We start from the raw sequence: 5,405 nt of genomic DNA, 5'->3' as shown, positions 1-5,405 counted from the left end.
ACGGGTTCTTTTGTGGACTGCGTAAGAATCCCCCGCCTTCAGGCGGTGGGAGTGTTAAATCCAGCTACAATTGCTGTGTAAAGCCCCGCTTTAGGATCAACGCCGCTGGCAATGGCAAAGGCAAGCGCTAGCGGCAAAGCCACCACTGCTGTGGTCAAGCCGCCCATAAGGTCGCCGCGCCAGCGCGCCAAAAGCTTTTTCCACCCTTGGCCTGCGTCATCCGTAGCCACAGTTGGCTGACTCACCACAGCTACTCGAACACTCCTCAGTTGCCGATAAGTCCTTTCAAAGGGTAACACAGTGTTTACAAATGTGTATACGGACTCAATGGCACCGGGGAAGGTGTAGCGTCGCTGAGTGCCTCAGCGGCAGTTGACGGATAAAGCCAGAGTGTGAGCAGCCGATCGTAGGCCCAACGATGGTTTAGAATATTTTTAGAATCTGGTCTGAGGTTGCGGGGATCCTAAAGACGCCCAGCTTGGCGGTTTTATTCCGTCGTTTCTTCTCCCCTTTCCCTTCAGCTCCCTCTGTAACTTAGGAGATTGCTATGGCCGTTCCTAGTGGTCTTTCCAGCCCGCTGCCGGAGCAAGAAACCTCTACGGGACAAGGAAACGGTCTGAACTTGGCTCCTCGGCCTGCCGACCCGATCCTGCCGGCTGCTCTAGGGTCAGGAGAGAGGTCCGGCCCGCCGGTGTTTCCTAGCCCTGTCAAGTTCAGCAAGATCGAGATCGACAACCGCCCGGTGGGAGCTTCCACCCTGAAGGTAGTGGATTACTTTGCCGATGGCCGTCCGGTTGCTGCTGCCACTCTGAAAGTTGTGGATACCTGGGGCGAGGGGCGCCCAACGGTGGCTTCCGGCGTCAAATTTGTCCATGACCCAACCCTCAACCGGCCGGTGATGGCGGACGGCCTGAAAATTGCCAAAACTTTCCTGGGAAATCGCCCTATTGAGGCTAGTCCCCTTAAGGTGTTGCGTTAGCCGGCATCCCTGACGAGGGCCAGGGATCCCCCTGCTAACCTGAGTGGGGGAGACGTGACAGCGGCAAATATGGAGATCCTGGCGGCTTTGGTGGGGTTGCTGGCGGGCTTGGGAGGAGGGGCAGGCTACCTGGCAGATCAGGCGGCTCGGCAGCTTTTGCTCGCTCAGCTCGATGGGGTAGAGGTTTTGGAGGTGCGCATCCAAAGCCGCCCTAACTATCGTTTTTTGAGCGGCCAGGCGGATCGGTTGTTGGTTGCCGGGCGGGGGCTGTACAGGGCTCCGTTTCCGCGCATAGAGCTGCTGGAGCTGGAAACAGATCCGGTGGCCATTGACCCCTCTTTTTTCCGCGGGGCTCCTCTGCGGCTGGAGCGTCCTCTGCAGGCGGCGGTGCGGGTGGTGGTGCGGGAAGAAGACTTGAATGCTGCCCTCAACTCGCCAGAGGTGCTGAGACAGTTTCAGGATATCCGAGCAGATCTGCCCTTTGGCGGGCTTAGGGACGAACCCCGCCGCTTCGATCTGCGCAAACCCCGGGTCGAGTTTTTGGCTCCTGACCGCCTTCGACTTTCTGCCCTCTTGGTGGAGCAGGAAGGCGGCAGCGAGCAAAAAGACTCCGTCCCGCTGACGCGAGCAGTTGATGTAGTGTTCAACGCCGGGATCCAGGTGGAGGAGGGGCGCCGCTTGCAGCTTCAGGATCCGGAGTTTGTCATCGGCTCTGTGCGGGTTCCCGATGAGATCTCGGCAGCGTTTTTGGGCGGCCTTAACGAGGTGTTTGATCTGCAAGAGCTAGAAGATCTGGGGCTCCTGGTGCGGGTGCTCAGCCTGGAGATAGGGTCTGATCAGGTGCAGGTGATCGGCTTTGTGCGGGTCGAGAGCTTGGAGACCCTGATGGGATCCCGGCGAGCCGCCCTTCCCTAGCAGGGATCCCCGCCCATTGGGGCTAAATCTTCTCGTCGATAGGGTCGTCTTCTGCCAGGAGCTTCTCGATGCGGGCCTCGTCCAGGCGGGAGAGCAGCCGCGCCGCCTCTTGGTTGTCGCGAATGGCTGTGGCCAGCGTGAAGCCAGTTCAAGCTGGCTTGCGCCTGTGCCGGTTTGGGGATCCCCGGCAGGGTGGGCCTTTCTTCGCTACCCTAGAGCTAAGCAAGACAGGGGAATGGCAGCGATGGATCACTACGGAGGGCGTACCGCACAGCTTGGCTCTGGCAAATTGGGGGGGCGACGTTCCCGCCCACGGCGCGACCAGGCCCTGCCCCTGGGGATCCTGGGCTTTTTGCTGGGGGTGGGGGTGATGGGGGGAGCCTGGTGGTACAGCATTGGGCCGCGGCAAACCCTTTCTTTGTACTGGCTGACCACGGCTAACAACTCGATCTACTACGTGCAGCAGGAGCGCTCCGTGCGCGCCTTCGACGCCCAAGAGGCCATCCGTGTGGCTTTGGAAGAGCTGATCGCCGGGCCCCGGGATCCCCACCTCACCACCGCCATCCCTCCCCAGACACGGCTGCTGGATGTGCGGGTGGAAGGCAACGATATTTTCCTCAATTTCTCTTCTGAATTCACGCAAGGGGGGGGATCCACGGCGATGATGAGCCGGATCGCGCAGGTGCTCTACACGGCCACCAGCCAGAACCCCGGCGCGCGGGTGTGGATCTCCGTCGAGGGGCGTGCCCTCGAGGTATTGGGGGGGGAAGGGCTGATGATCGACCAACCCTTGACGCGGGCCTCGTTTGTCCCCAGCTTCCAGCTTCCGGCAGAACCTGAGGCGGAGCCGTCAGCCGTATCGGCCTCTTGAGAGATCATGAACTGGTTCCAACGGGTGGGCAGCAGTTTTCTCCTGGCCGGGCAGGTGACCTTGCACCTGCTGCGGGGCCGCATTCACCGTCGCAACACGCTGGAGCAACTGGCAGCGGTGGGGCTGGAGTCGCTGCTGATTGTTTTGATCACAGCGGTGGTGATCAGCGGCGTTTTCACGATTCAGTTGGCGCGCGAGTTCATCAACTTTGGAGCTTCTTCCCTCATCGGCGGGGTTTTGGCCATTGCCCTGGCCCGCGAGCTGACGCCGGTGGTGACGGCGGTGATCCTGGCTGGACGGGTGGGATCCGCCTTTGCCGCCGAGCTGGGCACCATGAAAGTCACGGAGCAGATCGACGCCCTTTACCTGTTGCGCACCGATCCGGTGGACTATCTGGTGATCCCACGGGTAGTGGCCGCGGGGCTGATGCTGCCGGTGCTCACCATCCTCTCCCTGTTGACGGGGTTGGTGGGGGGGATGATCATCTGCGCGTCGGTTTACAACATTCCTTCCACGGTGTTTCTCACCTCGGCTCAGAATCTCCTGGCCCCTTGGGACTTGATCGTCTGTTGTTTGAAGGCGATGGTGTTTGGGTCTCTGATCGCCATTGTCGGCTCCAACTGGGGCCTTTCCACCAGCGGGGGCGCCAAGGGGGTGGGGCGCTCCACCACCGATGCTGTGGTGACGGCGTTGCTGGGGGTGTTTGTTACCAACTTTCTGATCTCTTGGCTGGCGTTTCAGGGCCCGGGAACTGCCCTCAGCCGCGCCTTCTAGCCACTCAAAAGGGCAAAGGTAGGAGATAGTGATGCAAAATCCCTACGCCCCATTCCTGAGATTTTCTTGGCCTGAGATCAGCCGGGCGCTCAGGATCTGATCCCCCAGCTTGATCTTGCGCAGCACCTCGGTGCCCTCGGTAACATAGCCGAACACGGCGTAGCGGCCATCCATGAGGTTGAGGCCGGCGGGAGTGAGATCCGGCTCGGCCATAAAGATAAAGAACTGAGAAGAGGCGCTGTTGGGATCCTCGGGATAGCGGGCCATGGCCACCGTCCCTTCGGCAGCAAAGGGCAGGGCCGGCTCCACATCCCACAGGCCCAGTTGATCGAAGGTTTGGCCGTAGCGGGGCATTACCTCACCCTTGACCCGGATCTCCATGGGGATGGTGCGGACTCTGCCGGTGGCCGGATCCACATAGCCGTCGGCAGGGCCAGGGGGATCTCCAGCTTGCACTAGGAAGAATTTCTCCACTCGGTCAAAGGTCAGGCCATCGTAGAAGCCCCGCTGCACTAGGTCAGCAAAGTTGCCAGCAGTTATTGGAGCACTATAGCCATCCAGGGTGATCACCATGCGCCCGGCGGTGGTGTTCAGCTCCACTTCTGCCCGGCCCAGGAGCTGCGGCTTGTCGGCGTACTCATCAGGTACCTCGTAGGGGAAGGCCCCCACCCAGTTGTTCTCCAGGGATCCCAAGTCGTCTATGAGGCGGTCGTAGGCGGCGCGGGCTTCCTCCTTGCCCTTGGATTTGCGCTCCGTGGCCTGGCTGATGAGCTGCAACTCCTGGCGTAGGGCGGCTATTGCTTCAGAGGCGGCGGCAGCCTGCTCGGGGGGCAACTCCGCCAGCAGGGGATCCGCATAGCGATCCAGGAGCCGCTCCACCTGGCGCACATCCCCCCGCACCGCCGACCAGCGGTTGTACTTCAGGTCGGCCTCGATTTTGGTGATGGCCTCGTCAATTTCCCAGATCCGACTGTCTTGGATGGGCAGCGCCCGCCGCAAGAGGGTTCGCGGATCCGTAATGGCATCCCCTTGCGGCAGCGCCAGGGCCGGGATCCCACCCAGCCAAATCGTCCAAAGCAACACAGCCGCTAAGACCAGCCGGAGTGATCTTCTTCCCCACTCCCACCGATTGCTGCCAACTGCGGATCCCTGCTGGGCACGCTGTGTCATGTCTTCACCCGTTGCCGACACTGCTTTTGCTCTCAGCCTGGCATTCTAGCGTTGCTGGCGGCAAGCGTTGCTGCGAAAGAGGGGGGTGAAGTCGCCTTCAGCAGTCAAGCTGCAAGGTCATGGCTACCTCTATCTGGGAACGACAGCCTCGAAGCGGATGGCCCCGGCACTGCCGGCTTGCCCCACATTGACCACCACCAGGCCGTTGGGGTTGGTGATGCCCCCACAGGCCGGCGGCACCGCTTGCCCCGGCGGGATAAAAGCTCCCGCATCCCCATCAACCGCATCGCTCAGAGCCACTGGAGAGCCACCTGCCGGCGTCACAGACAAGCTGCCCGGCACATAGCCAAGACCGGGGGCGAGGGGATCACACACCGTCAGCCTCGAGCCGGGCGAATCCAGCAGGAAGTAAATCGCAAACTGCAGCCGCGCTCCGGGACGTACCGGCTGGTTGATGGCGCCTTGCAGGAAGGTGGCTGCCCCGCCCGGCCAAGGGATCCCTGGGTTGTCGTTGGGATCCGTGGGCTCGTCGAAGAACTCGCGGATAGGAAGGCCGTTGACGGCGCTGATCCGCTTCACCAGTCGGATCCCTTCTTCTCGGGGTGCTGGTGTTGGGGTTGGCATTGGTGTCGGCGTGGGCGGCGGTGTTGGCGTTGGCGTTGGGGTGGGCTTTGGAGTCGGTGTCGGTGTCGGGGT

6 protein-coding genes and 1 pseudogene are annotated in these 5,405 nt (G+C 61.6%); 4 read left to right on the top strand and 3 right to left on the bottom strand.

Annotated features, from left to right (window positions below; translation table 11 throughout):
* Positions 1–56: 56 nt before the first annotated feature.
* Positions 57–167 (bottom strand): annotated as a pseudogene (locus NW848_RS11365) (SulP family inorganic anion transporter); the annotation flags it as partial.
* 380 nt (positions 168–547) lie between these two features.
* Here NW848_RS11365 and NW848_RS11360 point away from each other — a divergent pair.
* The 4 genes from NW848_RS11360 (at position 548) to NW848_RS11345 (ending at position 3,539) form a co-directional block, all read left to right on the top strand.
* Complete coding sequence (locus NW848_RS11360) at positions 548–979, top strand: hypothetical protein (protein ID WP_011430898.1); 432 nt, start codon at positions 548–550, stop codon at positions 977–979.
* A gap of 54 nt (positions 980–1,033) precedes the next feature.
* The gene (locus NW848_RS11355) at positions 1,034–1,894 is read left to right on the top strand and encodes a DUF2993 domain-containing protein (protein WP_228375271.1); all 861 of its coding nucleotides are present in this window, start codon (positions 1,034–1,036) and stop codon (positions 1,892–1,894) included.
* Between the two features lie 244 nt (positions 1,895–2,138).
* Positions 2,139–2,765 carry a GerMN domain-containing protein gene (locus NW848_RS11350; protein WP_099813000.1) on the top strand — a complete coding sequence of 209 codons (627 nt, stop codon included), beginning with the start codon at positions 2,139–2,141 and terminating at the stop codon, positions 2,763–2,765.
* Positions 2,766–2,771: 6 nt separating this feature from the next.
* Positions 2,772–3,539: an MlaE family lipid ABC transporter permease subunit gene (locus tag NW848_RS11345; RefSeq protein ID WP_011430901.1), complete on the top strand. Its 768-nt coding sequence runs from the start codon at positions 2,772–2,774 to the stop codon at positions 3,537–3,539.
* Between the two features lie 42 nt (positions 3,540–3,581).
* On the opposite strand, the gene NW848_RS11340 is transcribed toward NW848_RS11345, so the two are convergent.
* Together NW848_RS11340 and NW848_RS11335 are read right to left on the bottom strand one after the other, a co-directional pair.
* Positions 3,582–4,709, bottom strand: coding sequence for a peptidylprolyl isomerase (locus NW848_RS11340; RefSeq protein WP_414391071.1), 1,128 nt, complete (start codon positions 4,707–4,709; stop codon positions 3,582–3,584).
* Positions 4,710–4,838: 129 nt separating this feature from the next.
* Positions 4,839–5,288, bottom strand: coding sequence for a hypothetical protein (locus NW848_RS11335; protein ID WP_011430903.1), 450 nt, complete (start codon positions 5,286–5,288; stop codon positions 4,839–4,841).
* Positions 5,289–5,405 lie beyond the last annotated feature (117 nt).

Source organism: Synechococcus sp. RC10A2 (assembly GCF_047502605.1).
This window is presented reverse-complemented; position numbering and strand designations above follow the sequence as displayed.